Origin of the sequence: Hydrogenophaga sp., from assembly GCF_025699295.1 — a bacterium.
GTDB lineage: Bacteria > Pseudomonadota > Gammaproteobacteria > Burkholderiales > Burkholderiaceae_C > Hydrogenophaga.
Window position 1 is genome coordinate 90,222 of sequence record NZ_JAILWB010000011.1, and the last position, 17,554, is coordinate 107,775.

The 17,554-nt window shown below is 68.8% G+C and carries 21 protein-coding genes; 13 read left to right on the forward strand and 8 right to left on the reverse strand.

What is annotated here, in order from left to right; translation table 11 throughout:
• Positions 1–11 precede the first annotated feature (11 nt).
• A complete protein-coding gene (locus K5880_RS13290) occupies positions 12–812 on the forward strand; it encodes a helix-turn-helix domain-containing protein (protein WP_297652933.1) in 801 nt (266 codons plus the stop codon).
• A 45-nt stretch (positions 813–857) separates the two neighbouring features.
• Here the strand turns inward: K5880_RS13290 and K5880_RS13295 are convergent, their stop codons facing one another.
• The 3 genes from K5880_RS13295 to K5880_RS13305 all read right to left on the reverse strand — a co-directional run bounded on the left by K5880_RS13295 (position 858) and on the right by K5880_RS13305 (position 2,767).
• Positions 858–1,073, reverse strand: a complete 216-nt coding sequence (locus K5880_RS13295) for a DUF1330 domain-containing protein (RefSeq protein WP_297652936.1) — start codon at positions 1,071–1,073, stop codon at positions 858–860.
• A gap of 130 nt (positions 1,074–1,203) precedes the next feature.
• Positions 1,204–1,800, reverse strand: a complete 597-nt coding sequence (locus K5880_RS13300) for a glutathione S-transferase N-terminal domain-containing protein (protein ID WP_297652940.1) — start codon at positions 1,798–1,800, stop codon at positions 1,204–1,206.
• Positions 1,801–1,837: 37 nt separating this feature from the next.
• A complete protein-coding gene (locus K5880_RS13305; RefSeq protein WP_297652943.1) occupies positions 1,838–2,767 on the reverse strand; it encodes a hypothetical protein in 930 nt (309 codons plus the stop codon).
• Positions 2,768–2,902: 135 nt separating this feature from the next.
• Between K5880_RS13305 and argP the strand changes: the two genes are divergently transcribed.
• Positions 2,903–3,811 carry an HTH-type transcriptional regulator ArgP gene (gene argP, locus K5880_RS13310; RefSeq protein WP_297652946.1) on the forward strand — a complete coding sequence of 303 codons (909 nt, stop codon included), beginning with the start codon at positions 2,903–2,905 and terminating at the stop codon, positions 3,809–3,811.
• Positions 3,812–3,830: 19 nt separating this feature from the next.
• On the opposite strand, the gene K5880_RS13315 is transcribed toward argP, so the two are convergent.
• Both K5880_RS13315 and K5880_RS13320 read right to left on the reverse strand, forming a co-directional pair.
• Complete coding sequence (locus K5880_RS13315) at positions 3,831–4,211, reverse strand: tautomerase family protein (protein ID WP_297652951.1); 381 nt, start codon at positions 4,209–4,211, stop codon at positions 3,831–3,833.
• Between the two features lie 13 nt (positions 4,212–4,224).
• The gene (locus K5880_RS13320) at positions 4,225–4,431 is read right to left on the reverse strand and encodes a hypothetical protein (RefSeq protein WP_297652954.1); all 207 of its coding nucleotides are present in this window, start codon (positions 4,429–4,431) and stop codon (positions 4,225–4,227) included.
• A 116-nt stretch (positions 4,432–4,547) separates the two neighbouring features.
• Between K5880_RS13320 and K5880_RS13325 the strand changes: the two genes are divergently transcribed.
• The 11 genes from K5880_RS13325 (at position 4,548) to K5880_RS13375 (ending at position 15,119) form a co-directional block, all read left to right on the forward strand.
• Positions 4,548–5,459: a LysR family transcriptional regulator gene (locus K5880_RS13325; RefSeq protein ID WP_297652957.1), complete on the forward strand. Its 912-nt coding sequence runs from the start codon at positions 4,548–4,550 to the stop codon at positions 5,457–5,459.
• A 12-nt stretch (positions 5,460–5,471) separates the two neighbouring features.
• Entirely contained in the window at positions 5,472–7,145 is a 1,674-nt protein-coding gene (argS, locus tag K5880_RS13330) for an arginine--tRNA ligase (RefSeq protein ID WP_297652959.1), read from the forward strand.
• 14 nt (positions 7,146–7,159) lie between these two features.
• On the forward strand, positions 7,160–7,819 hold the full coding sequence (locus K5880_RS13335; protein ID WP_297652962.1) for an SPOR domain-containing protein: 660 nt from the start codon (positions 7,160–7,162) through the stop codon (positions 7,817–7,819).
• Positions 7,820–7,903: 84 nt separating this feature from the next.
• Positions 7,904–8,554, forward strand: coding sequence for a thiol:disulfide interchange protein DsbA/DsbL (locus K5880_RS13340; RefSeq protein WP_297652965.1), 651 nt, complete (start codon positions 7,904–7,906; stop codon positions 8,552–8,554).
• Positions 8,555–8,660: 106 nt separating this feature from the next.
• Positions 8,661–9,299: a lipopolysaccharide transport periplasmic protein LptA gene (gene lptA / locus K5880_RS13345; RefSeq protein WP_297652968.1), complete on the forward strand. Its 639-nt coding sequence runs from the start codon at positions 8,661–8,663 to the stop codon at positions 9,297–9,299.
• A 5-nt stretch (positions 9,300–9,304) separates the two neighbouring features.
• Complete coding sequence (lptB, locus tag K5880_RS13350; protein ID WP_297652971.1) at positions 9,305–10,096, forward strand: LPS export ABC transporter ATP-binding protein; 792 nt, start codon at positions 9,305–9,307, stop codon at positions 10,094–10,096.
• A 4-nt stretch (positions 10,097–10,100) separates the two neighbouring features.
• A complete protein-coding gene (rpoN, locus tag K5880_RS13355) occupies positions 10,101–11,735 on the forward strand; it encodes an RNA polymerase factor sigma-54 (protein ID WP_297652974.1) in 1,635 nt (544 codons plus the stop codon).
• A complete protein-coding gene (locus K5880_RS13360; protein ID WP_297652977.1) occupies positions 11,732–13,120 on the forward strand; it encodes a THUMP domain-containing protein in 1,389 nt (462 codons plus the stop codon). The genes rpoN and K5880_RS13360 overlap by 4 nt, the downstream gene beginning before the upstream one ends.
• 49 nt (positions 13,121–13,169) lie before the next feature.
• The gene (locus tag K5880_RS13365; RefSeq protein ID WP_297652980.1) at positions 13,170–13,586 is read left to right on the forward strand and encodes a putative toxin-antitoxin system toxin component, PIN family; all 417 of its coding nucleotides are present in this window, start codon (positions 13,170–13,172) and stop codon (positions 13,584–13,586) included.
• Positions 13,576–14,694 carry a hypothetical protein gene (locus tag K5880_RS13370; protein ID WP_297652982.1) on the forward strand — a complete coding sequence of 373 codons (1,119 nt, stop codon included), beginning with the start codon at positions 13,576–13,578 and terminating at the stop codon, positions 14,692–14,694. Before K5880_RS13365 ends, K5880_RS13370 begins: the two co-directional genes overlap by 11 nt.
• 38 nt (positions 14,695–14,732) lie before the next feature.
• On the forward strand, positions 14,733–15,119 hold the full coding sequence (locus K5880_RS13375; protein ID WP_297652985.1) for a DUF488 family protein: 387 nt from the start codon (positions 14,733–14,735) through the stop codon (positions 15,117–15,119).
• Between the two features lie 2 nt (positions 15,120–15,121).
• On the opposite strand, the gene K5880_RS13380 is transcribed toward K5880_RS13375, so the two are convergent.
• From K5880_RS13380 to K5880_RS13390, 3 genes are all read right to left on the reverse strand, one after another.
• Positions 15,122–15,529, reverse strand: coding sequence for a putative toxin-antitoxin system toxin component, PIN family (locus tag K5880_RS13380; protein ID WP_297652988.1), 408 nt, complete (start codon positions 15,527–15,529; stop codon positions 15,122–15,124).
• 2 nt (positions 15,530–15,531) lie between these two features.
• The gene (locus K5880_RS13385; RefSeq protein WP_297652991.1) at positions 15,532–15,807 is read right to left on the reverse strand and encodes a type II toxin-antitoxin system prevent-host-death family antitoxin; all 276 of its coding nucleotides are present in this window, start codon (positions 15,805–15,807) and stop codon (positions 15,532–15,534) included.
• A 65-nt stretch (positions 15,808–15,872) separates the two neighbouring features.
• The gene (locus K5880_RS13390; RefSeq protein WP_297652994.1) at positions 15,873–17,492 is read right to left on the reverse strand and encodes an FMN-binding glutamate synthase family protein; all 1,620 of its coding nucleotides are present in this window, start codon (positions 17,490–17,492) and stop codon (positions 15,873–15,875) included.
• Positions 17,493–17,554 lie beyond the last annotated feature (62 nt).

Sequence of the window (17,554 nt, forward strand, 5' to 3'; positions counted from 1 at the left end):
GTGGAGGTGGTGTGGCTTCGGAACTCTCTGGACTGCTGCGGACGGTGCGGATCGACGCGGGTTGCTCGCAGCTTGAACTCGCGCTGCGGCTGGACGTCTCGCAGCGGCATGTCAACTTCATCGAACGCGACCGCGCGCGCCCGAGCCGGTCGCTGTTGCTGGCCTGGTTGCGCGAAGTGGGAAGCAGCACGTCGCTGGCCAATGCGGCCTTGCTGAACGCAGGCTACGCACCGCTGCCCCCTGCCACCCGCCTGCCCGCGAGTCCGACGCGCTGCGACGAAGTGGCCTTGCGCACGATTGCGCTGCACCACCCGAACCCGGGCCACGTCTTCGACGCCGACTGGAACATCGTGCAGGCCAACCCGGCCGGCCGCTGGTTGTGCGATGTCGTGATGCCGGGCGTGTGGGAGGGCGACCGGCTCGACATGCTGGCCTCACTGGCGGACCCGCGTGGCTGGTTGTCCTGTGCGCGTGCGCCGGAAAAGATTGCGGCCGCGCTGCTCGGGCAGTTGCGCGCGGAGCAGTGGACCCGCCCCAGTCTGCGGCCGCGCATCGACGCGCTGGCGAAGGTCCTGGAGTCGCGTTACGGATGCCTGGATCTGCCGGTGCAGCGCGACGCACTGGCCACCAGCTTCGACGTCACCCTGGACACCCGTCTCGGTGTGCTGAGCTTCTGCGCCGTGCAGACCGTGGGCGGTCTGCCGCATGACGCCACAGGCACCCGGCTGCGGGCCGAGCTGTGGTATCCCACGGACATGCACACCGCGTGCCTGTTGCGCCAGCGGGCCGAGAACGTTGATGAACCGGCGTAGCGAATGACGTCAAGCGCAGAACCCCGGTGTGCTGAGGTAGCTGGGTCAGTACCGCGACAGCAGATGGGATGCGGCATAGCCCGGCCCGACACCGTCCAACAGCATGACCGCACTCGTCGAGTTGTCGCGGCGAAGGGGCAGGATCTCCTGGTTGGCCTTCGAAAAGTACCAGCCGCGGGCCTGCTCCATGCTGGGGAATTCGACGACCACGAGGAGACTGGCGAACTGACCGTCCATGACCACGGGGTTGTCGCCGTGCACGAGAAACCGGTCGCAGGGGATGGCCCTGGCTGAACGCCTGGCGGGATCCTGGGCAATCAGGGTCTTGATGACTCGCCGAAAACGGACCCCTGCATCGCCGGCGCATCCGTCAACGTGCCCTTCCGAAATCTCAGGCCGCAAACAGCGGTGCTTCGTCTTCGATCGCCAGCACCATCGCCACGGAGGTCCTGCGCTCGACCCGCCGCGCCAGGGCGGTCAGGCTGGTCGGCAGTTCGATGCCGTCCAGCGCGGCCCAGCGCAGCATGCCGTAGGCGAAGGCGTCCGCCGCGCAGAATTCGGCGCCCAGGAGGTACTCGCCCTGCTTCTGTTCGCCGAGCCAGTTGAAGCGCTTCACCAGCGTCGCGCGAATCTCCACCTTCTCGCTTTCGTCGGAGGCAAACAGCGAACGGACGTAGGGCTTCTGGACCTCGGTCGACAGGAAGGCCAGCAGTTGCAACTGGCGCGTGCGGCCCCGTTCGCCGGGCGGCACGAGCCCCGCCTGCGCCGCGATCCAGTCCAGGATCGCGACGTTCTCCGTGAGCAGCATCCCGTCGGGAAACACCAGTGCGGGGACGTAGCCGTTGGGATTGACGAGGGCGTAGGGCCGGCCGTCCTCCACGGTGCCCGAGAAGATGTCGACCTTGTGCGCCCTGTGTTCAATGGCGGCCTCGTGCAGGAGGATGTGCGCCGCCTGGCTGCTGCTTTTGGGGAAGTAGTAGAAGTCCATGTGAAGTCTCGATGTTGTCGATGTGTTTCGAAGCCCGTCACGGCAGCGTGATCGGGCGGCAGTGTTCGTCGAGGTTGCCGCCCGCGTCGATGGCGTTCACGCGTTCGTCGGGTAACACGCGCCCTGCAATGCCACGCTGGACCACCGTGTTCCTGAACGTGGTGGGATGGCCCAGGTAGAGGGTGAACTGCCCGGTGGCCGGTTGCGCGCCTGCCGGCAAGGGGGCCGCGATGATGGCCGAGTCCTCGAAGCGGACGTCGGCGGCTTTGGAGAACACCACGGCGGTCTGCGCATTCGTGAACACGCCGTTGTTGCGGAACACCACCCGGCGAAACGTCTGGTCGCGACCGCCCAGCATCTGCATCGCCTCCGAGTGCGCGGGCGGATGCGTCTGCCCGATCTCGACGACCGAGTCTTCCACCAGCAGCGGTCGGCGGTGCGCGGCGTCGTACAGCGTGCGCCCGTTGGGCCGCAATCCGACGGTCTGACCGCGACCCTGGATGTGGGTGTGGCGGATCGTCCAGCGCGCCAGCTCCGGATCGGTGGACCACGACGGCATCCACCCCGTTTCCTGCGCGACGCTGCCCTCGATCGTGCAGCGCTCCAGCGTGAGCTTGCCCACCCACACCAGGGAGCCACGAATGACGCAGTCGCTCAGGGAAAGAGACCGGTCGGGCGCCAGTTGCGACACGTTTCCCGTGATCTCGACACCCCGCCACGTGCCCCCCGCCTGGGCCACGTGGGGCGCGAGCGGTGTCAGGGTGGCCTGGGACGGCCCCACGCTGGGCGACGGAATGCAGGAGGCGGGTGGCTGCGCGCTGTCACCACCACCGGAGCCGCCCCCACTGCCACCGCCACTTCCTCCGCATCCGGCTGCTGCCGATACCAGCACGGCAGCGATGCCTGATCTGACCTGAAGGGATGTCCTGGTGATGACGGATTGCATGGGCACCGGGTGTCTGTTCATGGGATACCCGACACGCTATGCACCAAGGACTCTTCGATCAACTACCTCGCAGGTACTCGCCCGCCGCATGCCGGGGGCGCCGGGATTAAACTGAACCTGATCAAACCCCCTCGGGTTGAGTTTTTCTCAAGCAGCATGCTCGACGCCCGCCAACTCGAAGCCCTCAACGCCGTGATCGAACACGGCGGCTTCGGCCCGGCCGCCAAGGCCCTCTCGCTCACGCTCGCCGCCGTGTCGCTGCGCATCAAGTCGCTCGAGGACACGCTGGGCCAGCGCCTGCTGGTGCGCGGCAAGCAGGTGCGCGCCACGCCGGCCGGCCAGGCGCTGCTGGGTCACGTGAAGCAGGTGCGCTCGATGGAAGCCGATCTGCTCGCGGGCCTGCAGGGCGGCGGCGCGGGCAAGGCGGGTGCGCGCTGGCAGAGCCTGTCGGTGGCGATCAACGCCGATTCGGTGGCCGGCTGGTTCCTGCCCGGCGTGGCGGCGATGGTGCAGCGCCACCGCCTGCTGCTCGACATCATGATCGACGACCAGGACCACACGCACGCCGCGCTCAAGAGTGGCGACGTGATGGGCTGCGTGACTGCGCTGGCCACGGCCATGCGCGGCTGCGTGGCCGAGCCGCTGGGGGTGATGCGCTACCGCTGCGTGGCGGCGCCGGCCGTGGTGCAGCGCTGTCGCACGCCCGGCGGCGCGGTCTCGCCGCACCGGTTGCTGGCCCAGCCCGCGATCATCTTCAACCGCAAGGACGCCCTGCAGGACAGCTTTCTCGAACAGCATTTCGGCCTGCGCCAGCCGAACTACCCGCGCCACTTCGCGCCCGCCGTGGAAGCGTTCGAGACCGCGATCGAACTCGGCCTGGGCTGGGGCATGGTGCCCGAGCAGCACCTGCAGGCACGCCCCGGCCTGCAGGAGATCCTGCCCGGGGCGACGGTGGACGTGGTGCTGTACTGGCAGCACTGGGCGCACGAGTCGCTCTCGGCCCAGCGGCTCACGGCGGCGGTGAAGGCCGCGGCGCGCGAACGGCTGCGGCCGGTGCCGGCGTAGCGGCGAAGGCGTCAGGCGCTCAGACGTGGGGCTGGCGCCCGCCGCCGAAGGACCAGTTTTCCCAGGCCGTTTCCTGGAACACCACCATCACGTGCTCGGTGTTCAGGCCCAGGCGCGAAAGCGAGGCCATGAGCCGGTCGAGCAGGGCGCGCTTGACCCGCACGCTGCGGCCCACCGACCAGAGGATCTCGATCAGCACGAAATCGGCCGTGCGCGGTACCGTGAGGTCCGGGTAGTGGGGGTCGATGTGCGCGTCGGCTTCATCGAGCGTGAAGACACGCTGGAAGCGGTCCGTCTCGGGCACGCCGGCAGACACCAGCGCGGCGTGCACCGCGTCGAGCACGTCGGTCTTGAAGGCGGGAGGCCGGGGTTGGCGCAGGGTGAGGGTGACCAGGGGCATGGTGCGGCTCCGTTCAGGCGTGGGCGCTTTGCCGCTGCTGCAGGCGGGCCTGCAGGCGCTGCGTGCTGCGCGCCAGGCGGGCGCGGGCGTCCAGGCACGCGCGGGCCAGTGCGGCGTCGGCGCCGCGCCAGAAGTCGTCGGTGGCTTCCTGGCGCAGGTGTTCGGCTTCGCGGCGGGCGCCGGCGAGGTCGTGCGGGTCGGGGCGATCGGTATGGGACATGGCGGGCTCCTGGGCAGCGGGTAGGAGCCTCACTGTATTGATATGACCAACCGACGGAAACGCCTTGAAACGTCAAATGGCTTTGCATTTATTGCAAAACAAGCACAATGCCGGCCATGAAGCTCGATCTGGATGACGCCGCCCTGTTCCTGCGCGTGGCCGAGCTGGGTTCGCTCTCGGCGGCCGCCCGCGAGCGCCACGCGCCGGTCAGCCAGGTCTCGCGCGCGCTGGTGCGCCTGGAGGAGCGCTGCGGCGCGCGCCTGATGCACCGAAGCACCCACGGCCTGAGCCTGACCGACGAGGGCGACACCTTCGCCGCCCACGCGCGCCGGCTGCTGGACACGCGCGACGAACTCGCCGCCGCGTTCCAGCACAAGCGTGCCGGCCCCAGCGGCTGGGTGCGCGTGAGCGTGAGCCCGGTGCTGGCGCAGACCGCCATCGTGCCCAGCCTGCCGTCCCTGTACGAGGCGTGTCCGCACCTGCAGGTGGACGTGCTGGCCGACGACCGCATCAGCGACATGGCGCGCGACGGCGTGGACATCGCCATCCGCACCGGTGCGATCACCGGCGACAACCTCGTGGCGCGCCAGATCGCGGAGCACGGCCGCCGCCTGTGCGCCTCGCCCGCCTATCTGGCGCAATTCGGCACGCCGCAGCACCCGGACGAACTGGCCGCGCACCACCGCCTCATCACCAACAGCGCCAGCCCGGTGCTCAACCGCTGGCCCTGGAGCGCGCGCGCCGGTCAACCCAGGGGCGAGGCCTATCTTGCGCAAGGCCACACGCGCAGCGACAACTCGGTCGTCCTGCTCGAACTGGCCCTGCGCGGCGTGGGCATCGCGCGCGTCAATGACCTGCTGTCGCAGCCGCACATTGCCCGCGGCGATCTCGTTCCCGTGCTCGACGACTGGTTCGACCGCAGCCGCATTCCGATCTACGCCGTGATGCTGCAGGAGCGCCACCGCCTGCCCAAGCTGCGCGCCTGCATCGAGCACTGGGCGCGCTGGCTCGAGGGGCCTGCCGCCTAAAATCCCACCCCTATGCTCAAGATCAAACAGGAACTGCTCGACGGCCTGGCCGTCGCGCTCGAAGGCCTTTCCCCGGGCGCCGGTGCCAAGGCGGCGTTCGAATCGCCCAAGGTGGCGGCCCATGGCGATTTCGCCAGCACCGCGGCCATGCAGCTGGCCAAACCGCTCAAGCTCAACCCGCGCCAGCTCGGCGAAACCCTGCGCACGGCGCTGCTGGCGCAGCCGGTCTACCAGCGCTGGGTGTCCGGGATCGACCTCGCCGGCCCGGGCTTTCTCAACATCCGCCTCACGCCCGAGGCCAAGCAGCAGATCGTGCGCGAGGTGCTGCTGGCCGCTGATGGCTTTGGCACGCAGCCGGCCAACGGCCAGCGGCTCATGGTCGAGTTCGTCTCGGCCAACCCCACCGGCCCGCTGCACGTGGGCCACGGCCGCCAGGCCGCGCTGGGCGACGCGATCTGCAACCTCTACGCCACCCAGGGCTGGGCCGTGCACCGCGAGTTCTATTACAACGACGCGGGCGTGCAGATCGGCACCCTCGCCACCTCGACGCAATTGCGCGCCCAGGGGGTGAAGCCGGGCGACGCCGGCTGGCCCGAAGCGGCCTACAACGGTGACTACATCCAGGACATCGCCGACGACTTCCGCGCGAAGAAGACCGTGAAGGCCGACGACCGTTCGTTCACCGCCAGCGGTGACGTGAACGATCTCGACGGCATGCGCCAGTTCGCCGTGGCCTACCTGCGCCACGAGCAGGACCTGGACCTGCAGGCCTTCGCCGTCAAGTTCGACCACTACTACCTCGAATCCAGCCTGTACACCAGCGGGCGCGTGGCGGCCACGGTGCAGAAACTGGTCGACGCCGGCAAGACCTACGAGCAGGACGGTGCGCTGTGGATCAAGTCCACCGACTACGGCGACGACAAGGACCGCGTGATGCGCAAGTCCGACGGCTCGTTCACCTACTTCGTGCCCGACGTGGCCTACCACATCGCCAAGTGGGAGCGCGGCTTCAGCAAGGTCATCAACATCCAGGGCACCGACCACCACGGCACCATCGCGCGCGTGCGCGCCGGCCTGCAAGCTGCGGGCGTGGGCATTCCCCAGGGCTACCCGGACTACGTGCTGCACACCATGGTGCGCGTGGTGCGCGGCGGCGAAGAGGTCAAGATCAGCAAGCGCGCGGGCAGCTACGTCACGCTGCGCGACCTGATCGAATGGACCAGCAAGGATGCCGTGCGCTTCTTCCTGCTCAGCCGCAAGCCCGACACCGAATACACCTTCGACGTCGATCTCGCGGTGCAGAAGAACAACGACAACCCGGTGTACTACGTGCAGTACGCGCACGCGCGCATCTGCTCGGTGCTGGCCTCGTGGGGTGGCGACGTGGCCACGCTGGCCGATGTCGACCTGTCCGCGCTCGACAGCGCGCCGGCCCAGGCCCTCATGCTGCTGCTGGCGAAGTACCCGGCCATGCTGGGCGACGCGGCGCGCGACTTCGCGCCGCACGACGTCACCTTCTACTTGCGCGAGCTGGCGGCCAGTTACCACAGCTACTACGACGCCGAGCGCATCCTGGTGGATGACGAAGCCGTGAAAAAGGCGCGCCTGGCGCTGGTCGCCGCGACCGCACAGGTGTTGCACAATGGTCTGGCAGTGCTGGGCGTCAGTGCCCCGCAAAAGATGTGATGGTGAACCCAGCGATGAAAAAGAAACCGGCTTCCTCCCGAAGCACCTTCGGCGGCACCCTCATGGGTTTCGTCATCGGCCTGCTTGTCGGCCTGGGCGTGGCGCTTGCCGTGGCGGTGTACGTCACCCGCGTGCCGATCCCGTTCGTGGACCGCAACCTCTCGCGCAACGCCGACCAGGATGCGCTGGAGGCCGAGCGCAACAAGGGCTGGAACCCGAACCGCTCGCTCAGCGGCACGCCCGCCGCACCCGCCACGCCTGCCGCGCCCGCCGTCCAGACGCCCGGCGCGATCGTCGTGCCACCGGACGCCAGCGCATCCCGGCCGGCGGCCGATCCGCTGGGTGACCTGGTGCAGTCGCGCATGGCCCAGCAGCCTGCCGCGGCGCCACCGGCCGCTGCTCCTGCTGCCTCCGCTGCCGCGGCACCCGGCGCCGACCCGTTCACCTACTTCGTGCAGGCAGGCGCGTTCCGCACGCCACAGGACGCCGAGACCCAGCGCGCCAAGCTGGCCATGCTCGGCATCGATGCCCAGGTCACCGAGCGCGAGCAGAACGGACGCACCGTGTTTCGGGTGCGCGTGGGCCCGTTCAACCAGAAGGCCCTGGCCGACCTGACGCAGGAGCAACTGCAGGTCAATGGCGTGGACGCGGCGCTGGTGCGCGTGCAGAAGTAACCCGCCCTGCGTCGCCTTCGGCGTCCTGGGAACTTTTGCCCGCACCCCTGGCCCCAACCGGGTCATCCACAGGAGTCTGATTTCATGCAACGTCGCGAATTTTCCCGGTCCCTGCTGGTGGCCGGCACCACCGCCATCGGCGCCGCCAGCGGCCTCGCCCTGACGCCCGCGCTGGCACAGCGCGTGGGCCCCAAGGAAGGGGTGGACTACGTCCGGCTGTCCACGCCGGCGCCGGTGGAGAGCCCGGCCAGCCAGATCGAGGTGCTGGAGTTCTTCGCCTACACCTGCATCCACTGCTACAACTTCGAGCCCGTGTTCGAACAGTGGATCCAGCAAAAGCCCTCCCACGTCACCGTGCGGCGCATGCCGGTGGCTTTCAGCCCGGCCTTCGTGCCGATGCAGCGCCTGTACTTCGCGCTGGAGGCCATGAACCTGGTCGACCGGCTGCACGCCAAGGTGTTCCAGGCCATCCATGTGGATCGCCTGCCCCTGACCACGCCGCCGGCCATCATCGACTGGGTGGTCAAGCAGGGCGTGGACCGCGCGGCGTTCACCGAGGCTTACAACAGCGGCCCGACCGGCAGCAAGGCGCAGCGCGCCGCGCAGTTGCAGGACGCCTACGGCGTGGAAGGCACGCCCTCGCTGGGCATCGCCGGGCGCTACTACCTACAGGGCCAGGGCCCTCGCACCCTGGTGGTGGCCAACGCACTGATCGCGGAGCTGCGCAAGGGCTGAGAGTGGGTCCCGCCCCCTGACACCCAGGCCCGCCGCGTGCGGGCCTTGTCATTCATGGGCCTGGGTGGCCGCTACAATGAATGCAAGTTTCGTGCCCTCACATTCCATGCCTGCCACCCACTTTTTCCGCCGCACGCTGCCCCGGGCCCTGTGCCTGAGTGCCGCCCTGTGGTGCACCGGCGCCGCCCTGGCGGAACAAGCCGACCGCAACCAGCCACTCAACGCCGAAGCCGATGCCCTGCGCTACGACGACGCGCGCCAGACCAGCGTGTTCACCGGCAACGTGGTCATCACCAAAGGCAGCATCCTGATCCGGGGTGCCCAGGTGGAGGTGCGGCAGGATGCGCAAGGCAACCAGTTCGGCATCGTCAACGGCAACCCGGGCTTCTTCCGCCAGAAGCGTGATGGCGTCGATGAATTCATCGAAGGCACGGCGCAGCGCATCGAATACGACAGCAAGGCCGACACCGTGCGCTTCACCGGCAAGGCTGTGCTCAAGCGCTTCAAGGGCGCCGAGCTCAACGACGAGACCACCGGCAACGTGATCGTCTACAACAACACCACCGACGTGTTCACCGTCGATGGCGGCGGTGCCGCCGGCAGCACGCCACTCAACCCCACGGGACGGGTGCGCGCCATGCTCACGCCGGTGCCCAAGGAAGGGGAGACGCCTGTCGCTCCCGTGACGCCCCCGCCGCCGGCCACGCTCAGGCCCAGTCCGCAGCTCCAAGAGGGTCGCCAGTGACGGCCATGCCCTCCCGCCCGGCGACCGGCCCCGACGGTCGCCCCGCCAGCCCTGCCGTCAGCCGCCTCGAGGCGCGTGGCCTGCAGAAGGCCTACGGCAGCCGCAAGGTGGTCAAGGACGTGTCGCTGGCGGTTTTCAAAGGCGAGGTGGTGGGCCTGCTCGGCCCCAATGGCGCGGGCAAGACCACGTCCTTCTACATGCTGGTGGGTCTTCTGCGTTCGGACGCCGGCAAGATCCTGCTCGACGAACAGTCCATCGAGGGCCTGCCGATCCACCGCCGCGCGCGGCTGGGCCTGGGCTACCTGCCGCAGGAGGCCTCCATATTCCGCAAACTCAGCGTGGCCGACAACGTGCGCGCCGTGCTGGAACTGCAGGTGGACGAGCGGGGCAAGCCCCTGGGTGCGGACATGATCGAGAACCGGCTCGACGCCCTGTTGCAGGACCTGCACGTGGACCACCTGCGCGACTCGCCCGCGCCCGCGCTCTCGGGGGGCGAACGCCGCCGTGTGGAGATCGCGCGCGCGCTGGCCACCGACCCGCGCTTCATCCTGCTCGACGAGCCCTTCGCCGGCATCGATCCGATCGCCGTGATCGAGATCCAGCGCATCATCGGCTTCCTCAAATCCCGTGGCATCGGCGTGCTCATCACCGACCACAACGTGCGCGAGACGCTGGGCATCTGCGACCGCGCCTACATCATCAACGACGGCCACGTGCTCACCAGCGGCACGCCGGCCGAGATCGTGGAAAACGCCGACGTGCGCCGGGTGTACCTCGGCGAACATTTCCGGATGTGAGGCTGTGAAACAAGGCCTGTCACTGCGCGTCTCGCAGCACCTGGCGCTCACGCCCCAGCTGCAGCAGTCCATCCGCCTGCTGCAGCTCTCCACGCTGGAGATGGCGCAGGAAGTCGAGCAGATGCTCGACGAAAACCCGTTCCTCGAACGCTCCGAGGAGATGGCCGAGCGCGAGACCTTTGGCCTGGAACAGACCGACGTGCCGGTGAGCGCGGGCGAGCAGATCGCAGATGCCTCGGTACCCGAAGTCACTGCCAGCCCCGCGCCGTCCTCCCCCGATTCCGTCAGCGCAAGCACCGACGCCGCCGGTGACGGCGACGGCCTGGAGGGCAAGCTCGATGGCGCCACGCCCGTGGAAGAAAGCTGGGAGGGCGACGGCACGGTGGAGATCGCGCCCGACGACAGCGAGTGGGGCGGCGACGCGCCCGCGCGCAACAGCGGCTCGGGCGACGGCGACGACAGCGCCACCGCGGCGGACCTGGCGCGCGCGCCGGTCAGCCTGCAGGACCACCTGCACGAACAGGCGCGCTGCCTGCGCCTGTCCGAGGAAGACCGCGCCGCGCTGTATTTCCTGATCGAATCGCTCAACGACGACGGTTACCTGGAAGAGCCACTGGCCGAACTCGCCGACGCCTGGCTGCACCTCTCGGGCACGCCCCAGCTCGTGGGCGATCCGCAGGACAGCCTGGAAGCGCGCGAGGCGCTGACGCAGCGCCTGGGCGTGGCGTTGCAGCTGCTGCAGCACATGGAGCCCTCCGGCGTGGGCGCGCGCGACCTCGCCGAATGCCTGCGGCTGCAGATCCTGGAACTGCGCAACACGGCCGAGGCGCGCGCCGCGCTGGCCATCTGCGGGCAACCGCTGGAGCTCATCGCCAAGCGCGACGTGAAGCGCCTGTGCAATCTCTGCGGCATCGACGACGAGACCGTGCGCGCCGCGCTCGGCCTGATCGCGCGCCTGGAGCCCAAGCCGGGGCGGCGCTTCGTCGACGTGGAGCGCAACGTGGTCGTGCCCGACGTGATCGTCACGCACGCCGGGCGCGGCTTCAAGGTCACGCTCAACCCCGATGTGATGCCGCGCCTGCGCGTACACGACGTCTACGCCAACGCCATGCGGCAGAACCGCGGCGGCCGCGACAACGGGGGCGAGGCGGGCCACGCCGCGATGCAGCAGCGGCTGCAGGAAGCGCGCTGGTTCATCAAGAACATCCAGCAGCGCTTCGACACCATCCTGCGCGTCTCCAGCGCCATCGTCGAGCGCCAGCGCAACTTCTTCATGCACGGCGAACTCGCCATGCGCCCGCTGGTGCTGCGCGAGATCGCCGACGAACTCGGCCTGCACGAATCCACCATCAGCCGCGTGACCACCGCCAAGTACATGGCCACGCCCTTCGGCACCTACGAGCTCAAGTACTTCTTCGGCTCCTCGCTGGGCACCGAGACCGGCGGCAATGCCTCCAGCACCGCGGTGCGCGCGCTGCTCAAGCAGTTCATCGCCGCCGAGGAGGCGGCCAGGCCGCTGTCGGACAACCAGCTCTCCGACCTGCTGCGCGAACAGGGCATCGAGTGCGCGCGCCGCACCGTGGCCAAGTACCGCGAGGCGCTGCGCATCGCGCCGGCCAATCTCAGGAAGTCACTTTGAATCAGTTGCAGGTTTTCTTGCCCTGCGCCGCCGGCGTGGAGGACATGCTCGCCGCCGAGGTGCAGCGCATCACCGGTGAGACCGAGCCGCCTTACAAGGCGCGTGGTGGTGTGGCGCTCAACGCCTCGTGGCGCGACGCCCTGCGCCTGAACCTGCACAGCCGCCTCACGCAGCGCGTGCTGGTGCAGCTATGGCATGGTGGCTACCGCAGCGAGCAGGACCTGTACAACGCCGCTGGCGAGGTGGCCTGGGAAATCTGGTTCACGCCCGCCGAGACCATCAAGGTCGAGATCACCGCGCAGCACAGCCCGCTGACCTCGCTGAACTTCGCCGCGCTCAAGGTCAAGGACGCGATCTGCGACCGCTTCCGCGCCAAACGCGGCGAACGCCCCAGCGTGAACACCACCTGGCCCGATGTGCGCATCTACGTGCACCTCACCACCGACACCGTGAGCCTGTACATCGACACCTCGGGTGAGCCACTGTTCAAGCGCGGCTGGCGCGAGGACAAGGGCGATGCGCCACTGAAGGAAACCCTGGCCGCTGCCATGATCGCCGCCACCGGCTGGCCCGGCACGGGCGAGGTGGCGCTCGACGACATCCCTCCGCTGTACGACCCCTGCTGCGGCAGCGGCACGGTGGTGATCGAGGCCGCGCAGATCGCTCTCAACATCGCGCCCGGCCAGCTGCGCCGTTTCGCCTTCGAGAAGCTGCTGCCGTTCCAGCCGCACGTGTGGCAGGCCATCAAGGCCGACGCGCTCAAGCAGCAGCGCGAATGGCCGGCCGGCCACGCGCCCATCGTCTTCGGCAGCGACGTGTCGTTCCGCATGGTCGATTTCGCGCAGCGCAACGCCGAGCGCGCGGGCGTGGCGCACGCCATCGAGCTGCGTGGCGGTGACGCGCTGCAGCGCACCCCGCCCACCAGCCGCCCCGGCGTGATGCTGCTCAACCCGCCGTACGGCGAGCGCATCGCCGCCGCCGGCGTCGCCGGTGAGAACGCGAGCGCGCGCGCCCAGCGCATGGCACCGCGTGCCCCGCGCACCTTCACCGTGGGCCAGGCCGCGCCGCCCGCGCCAGGCCAGGGCCGCGGGGATGGCGAGGTCTCGCGGCAGGGCCGCGAGAGCGCCCAGATGGCCGATGGCGGTGACGGCAGCGATTTCTTCAACCAGCTCGCGGCGCACTGGAAGACCCACTACGCAGGCTGGAGCGCCTGGCTGCTCACGCCCGACCTCAAGCTGCCGGGCAAGATGCGCTTCAAGGAGTCGCGCCGCGTGCCGCTGTGGAACGGCCCGATCGAATGCCGGTTGTTCCGCTTCGACTTGACCGCAAGGCGGGAGGCACCCCCGCCGCGCTCCGAGCGTCCCCCTCAAGGGGGCGATGCCTAGGACCGGCAAAGCCGGATCCGCGACAACTCTGAACCGAGAGGCCACGCCCGTGAACCCGCTCGTGCTCGACACCAACATCGCGCTGGACCTGTTCGTCTTCGAAGACCCGGCCACCGCGCCGCTGCGCGCGGCACTGGCCGGGGGCGAGTGGATTGCCACCGCCGCGATGCGCGAGGAACTGGTCCGCGTGCTGGCGTATCCGCAGATCGCGCGCCGCCTGGGCGCGCAGGGCCGGCCCGCGCAGCAGGTGCTCGATGCGTTCGACCAGCACACCCGCCTCGTGCCCGAAGCACCCAAGGCGCCCTACACCTGCAAGGATGCCGACGACCAGAAGTTCATCGACCTGGCCGCCGCGCACCGCGCCACGCTGGTGAGCAAGGACGACGCCGTGCTCTGCATGGCCCGGCGCCTGTCGCGCGTGGGTGTGCGTGTCTGCAAAGAGTGGGGTGCTGGCCATGCGCCTTGAACCGCTGCTGCTGGGCGTTCTGCTGGTGTTCACCGGGCACGTGTGGGCCATTCCGCGCTGCGAACTCAACGGCGAGCGCGTCAGCCCCAGCAACGGCCACACCACCGCGGGCAAGAGCGGCGTGATGCGCTGCACCGACGAGGATGGCGCGGTGCGCCTGCGCGAGCAGACCTTGCGCGACGGGCGCTTCGTCGGCCCGGTGGTGATGGTGCTGCGCGACGGCGAACGCCGCGAATACAGCGTCAATGAACGCGGCAACCGCCACGGCCTGGCGCGCACCTTCGACAACAAGGGCACGCTGCGCAAGGAAGAACACCTGGAAGACGGCAGCGCCGTCGGCGTGCAGAAATTTTTTGCCGAGGACGGCCACCTGCAGCGCCTGGACTTCGCCGCCGGGCGCCGCACCGTGCTCAGCATCGGCTACCTGGCCGACGGCACGCTGAGCGAACTGCGCTGCGCCGCGGTGACGCTGCTGCCGCAGGACCGCGAGGTGTGCGGCCACAACGGCCGCGCGAGCGCCGTCACGCTGTACCGCGCGCCCGGCGAGGCCTCCGGCACGGTGAGCTTCCTCAAGGGCGAGATGCAGCGCATGGCGGTGCTGGGCGAACAGGGCCGCACCGTGCGCAGCGAAGAACTCAAGGACGGGCGGCGCATCAAGCGCGTCTTCTTCCCATCGGGTGCGCTGCGCTCCGAGGCCGATTTCATCGAGCGCGACCCCAACAGCGCCGAAGGCCGCGAGGGCATGTCACGCGAGTGGGCGCAGAGCGGCCAGCTCACCCAGGAAACCACCTGGGCCGATGGCTACGAACAGCGCATCGAGCAGTGGTACCTGAACGGCAAGCGCAAGCTGCGCCAGCAGATTCGCCGCGAGGGCCGCAACCAGGAGCGCGTTTCCGAAAGCTTCTGGGACAACGGCCAGCCCGCCGCCGTCAACACCGAGCGCAACGGCCGCCTGTGGGGCTGGCAGAAGTACTTCAACGAAGACGGCGTGCTGCTGCGCGAGGACGAACACGGCGAGCGCGGCGTGCTGCTGCGGCGCAAGCGCTACAACGCGCAAGGGGTGCTTGAGCGCGAGGAACGTTTTCTGGAAGACGGATCGCGCATCTGAGACGATGGCGGTTCGGGCAACAACGCGAGGAGACGGCCATGGCCATACGGGTGGTGCGACTGGGCAGCGACAGGGCGGAGGGCGAAGGCCTGCGCATCGGCACGGTGCGGCGCCCGCCGCGCGGTGTGCCCAAGGCGCAGTTCGCGTCAGGCAACTGGTACGACGTGTGGTACCCCAACCTCGCCCCCAGTGTGGACACGATGAAACTCGGACAGGAAGCGCAGACGCCCGCGCAGTGGCAAGGCTTCACGCGCAAGTACCGCACCGAGATGGCCACGCCCGAGAACAGCCGCAGCATCGAACTGCTCGCCGCGCTCTCGCACCAGACCGATTTCTCCGTCGGCTGCTATTGCGAGGACGAGGCACGCTGCCACCGATCGGTGCTGCGCGAACTGCTGCTGGAACACGGGGCCCGGCTGGCCTGAGCTCACTGGCCGTGGGCCGCCCAGAATTGCGTCGGCGTCACCACCGGATAGCGCGGCGCAAGCGCCAGCAAAGCCTTGTCGCCGGTGATCAGCGCGTCGGCTTTCGCGCTTCGCAGCGTGCCCAGGACCGGTTGATCGAAAGCATCGGTCAGCGCGGGCTCGACGGTCGCGTCGGGTTCGACCAGTTCTGCCTCAAACGCCAGGCAGTCCACCAGGTCGGCGATCTCGGTATCGCTCAGGCCGTGGCGTGCTCGCAGGCGAGGCAGCACGCGCCGCAGTTCGTCGAGGATGAAATGGCTCAGCACCACCTCGAGTGCGCCATGGCGCCAGGCCGAGTCGATCTTGCCCGGCACGCTGCCCGGGTAAGCCAGGCCGGACAGCAGCACGTTGGTGTCCAGAACCACCCGCACGTTCAGCGCTTCGTTCGGCGGGTGGCTTTGACGGCCGCATCGATTTCGGCCATGCCCTCATCAGGAGGAACGTCTTCAAACCCCTGTGCCAGGCGCTGGCTGAGTGCATCGAAGCGGCCCTGCATGCGCCGGATGCGCGCGAACAGGCGTGCGTCCACCAGCGCGGCGATGGGCTTGCCATCCTTGTTGATGACGATGCTGTCGCTGCGGTAGTGCACCTGGTTGAGCATGTCGCCCAGGTTCTGGCGGAAGGTCACGGCACTGGTTTCGGTGATCATGGCGAACTCCTCAAGAGAGGATCATTATGACCATATTGGTCATAATGATCAAATACTGAGCCACTTCAAGCCAGCCCGAACCGCTCCGCGCTCGCCCGTTCCCAGTACAGCGTGAACACCGCGTGCTGCGCGGCCAGGTCGGTGAGCAGGGCGCCCGGTGGCGTGCTGGGCAGCAGGTTGGCGAGCAGGCGCACTTCGTTCTCGCTCACGCGGCGCACCAGGTGGTGCGAGGTGATCTGGCGCGGGTGCTGCAGGCCGGCGGCCTGCACCAGTTCCTGCAGGGCCTTGAGCGTTTGCTGGTGGAAGTTGAACACGCGCTCGGCCTTGTCCGGCACCACCAGCGCCTGCTGGCGCACCGGGTCCTGCGTGGTCACGCCGGTGGGGCACTGGCCGGTGTGGCAGCTCTGCGCCTGGATGCAGCCCAGCGCGAACATGAAGCCGCGCGCGCTGTTGCACCAGTCCGCACCGATGGCCATGGCGCGCACGATGTCGAAGGCGCTCACCACCTTGCCCGCGCAGCCGATCCTGATGTGTTCGCGCAGGTTCACGCCCACCAGCGTGTTGTGCACCAGGCGCAGGCCTTCCTGCAGCGGCGCGCCCACGTGGTCGGTGAATTCCAGCGGTGCCGCGCCGGTGCCACCTTCGGCGCCGTCGACCACGATGAAGTCGGGGCGCACACCGGTCTCCAGCATCGCCTTGACGATGGCGAACCACTCCCAGGGGTGGCCGATGCAGAGCTTGAAGCCCACCGGCTTGCCACCCGAAAGTTCGCGCAGCTGGGCGATGAAGTGCATCAGCTCGATGGGCGTGTCAAACGCGCTGTGCGACGAGGGCGACACGCAGTCGATGCCCACCGGCACGCCGCGCGCGGCGGCGATCTCGGGCGTCACCTTCGGCCCGGGCAGCACGCCACCGTGGCCCGGCTTGGCGCCCTGGCTGAGCTTGATCTCGATCATCTTCACCTGCGGGTCCCGCGCATTCGCCTGGAAGCGCTCGGGGCTGAAGCGGCCGGTTTCGTCGCGGCACCCGAAGTAGCCCGAGCCGATCTCCCAGATCAGGTCGCCGCCGTGCAGCCGGTGCCAGTCGGAAATGGAGCCCTCGCCCGTGTCGTGCGCGAAGCCGCCGCGCTTCGCCCCGGCGTTGAGCGCCTGGACGGCGTTGGCCGAGAGCGCGCCGAAGCTCATGGCCGAGATGTTGAAGACGCTGGCGTCATAGGGCTGGGTGCAGGCGTCACCGCCGATGAGCACGCGAAAGTCGTGCGTGGCCAGCACACTGGGCTGCATCGAGTGGTTGAGCCACTCGTGGCCGTCGGCATTCATGTTCACCTGCGAACCGAAGGGACGCTTGTCGGTCTCGCCCTTGGCGCGCGCGTAGGCCAGGCTGCGCTGGCTGCGCGAGAACGGCGTGGCCTCGGTGTCGCTCTCCAGAAAGTACTGCCGGATCTCGGGCCGGATCTTCTCCAGCATGAAGCGCAGGTGGCCGATCACCGGGTAGTTGCGCAGCACCGAGCTCTTGGTCTGGCGCACATCCCACAGGCCCAGCAGCGAGAGGCCCGCGAACAGCAGGAACATGAACCCGGCTTCCCCAACGATCACCCAGGTGAACAGGCTCAGCAGCGCGCCCAGCACGCACAGCGCGAACACCGTGTAGCGCACGGGGTAGAGGGCGTTGAGGCGTTCGAGCATGCGGGCTTTCTGAAGGGGTGGCGGGAATACACTGCGGGGCATCATAGAACCCGGGCCCCACT